Genomic DNA, 1,289 nt, shown 5'->3' on the forward strand with positions numbered 1-1,289 from the left:
GGGATCATCCTGCGGCAGCGGCTCATGAACCAGCGGCGAGCGCGAGCCGGTCAGTTCCTTCACCGCCTCAGCCAGCTCGATCATCGTGAACTCGCCGGGATTGCCGAGGTTGACCGGCCCGGTCAGCTCATCCGGGCTTTCCATCAGCCGCACGAAGCCTTCGATCAGATCGTCGACATAGCAGAACGAGCGCGTCTGCTCACCATCGCCATAGAGGGTGATGGGCTCGTTGCGCAGGGCTTGGACGATGAAGTTCGAGACCACCCGCCCGTCGTTCGGATGCATGCGCGGGCCGTCGGTGTTGAAGATGCGCGCCACCTTGATGCGCAGCCCCGTGCGCGCGACGGTCATCAAAGCAGAGCGTCTCGGCGCAGCGCTTGCCCTCGTCGTAGCAGGAGCGCGGGCCGATGGGGTTGACGTTGCCCCAATAGTCCTCGGTCTGCGGATGGATGGTCGGGTCGCCGTAGACCTCGCTGGTCGAGGCCTGAAAGAACTTGGCCTTCACCCGCTTGGCCTGATCCCAAGAAGGCCCCAGCATGTTGATCGCCCCGTGCACGCTGGTCTTAGTGGTCTGTACCGGATCACGCTGGTAGTGGATGGGCGAGGCCGGACAGGCCAGGTTGTAGATCTCGTCCACCTCCACATAGAGCGGGAAGGTCACATCATGGCGCATCAGCTCGAAGTACGGGTTATCCAGCAGTTGAATAACCCAGACGCCGAGCGCGCGTCTGACCGATCAATCCGCGTCGCTCGAAAGCCTCTGCGCCTCAACACGAATGCCCAACACCTGCTCAATCGCATCGACCATACCGCACGGGTGCGAAGCCATATACCGACGCACCTCGGCCACCTTGGCATCCACCAGATAGCGGTACCAAAACCCCTGCAGGACATGGAACGCCGTGCCGGCCTGGCCGTCGAGGAAGCCCAGCCGAATGACGTACCGATAAACAAAATAGACCAAGGCCAGCAGCCCGCCCGGCAGACGGGCGTAGACCCGCTCCTTCAGCCAGCGCTTCACCCCCGCCTGCTGGCCACCGCGCAGGCTGGCCACCGAGTCATGCGGCATGAAGCCGTATTCCAGATTGAGCAGATCCACCATCGACCGTCGGCCCGGCGACCTTGATGTGCTCATCCATCCAGCGGTTTTCGCACTCGCCGCGCCCATACCGAAACAGGCGCAGCAACCGCACCGGGAAGGGGCCACCGTGGCGGATCGGCTGGCGCAGAAAGGTCATGCGCCGGCCGCAATAGACGCCATCGATCTCGCATAAAATTGGGGACGGACC

The 1,289-nt window shown here is 63.1% G+C and carries 1 protein-coding gene and 2 pseudogenes; all 3 read right to left on the bottom strand.

The window, feature by feature from the left end; genetic code table 11:
* A pseudogene (locus tag VBE63_RS29595) lies at nucleotides 1-700 on the bottom strand (NAD-dependent epimerase/dehydratase family protein); the annotation flags it as partial.
* 36 nt (nucleotides 701-736) lie between these two features.
* Nucleotides 737-1,102, bottom strand: coding sequence for a hypothetical protein (locus tag VBE63_RS29600; protein WP_323686549.1), 366 nt, complete (start codon nucleotides 1,100-1,102; stop codon nucleotides 737-739).
* Nucleotides 1,059-1,289: pseudogene (locus VBE63_RS29605) on the bottom strand (hypothetical protein); the annotation flags it as partial. The pseudogene VBE63_RS29605 and the gene VBE63_RS29600, both read right to left, overlap by 44 nt.

The organism is Lamprobacter sp. (genome assembly GCF_034860625.1).
Taxonomy (GTDB): Bacteria; Pseudomonadota; Gammaproteobacteria; order Chromatiales; family Chromatiaceae; genus Lamprobacter.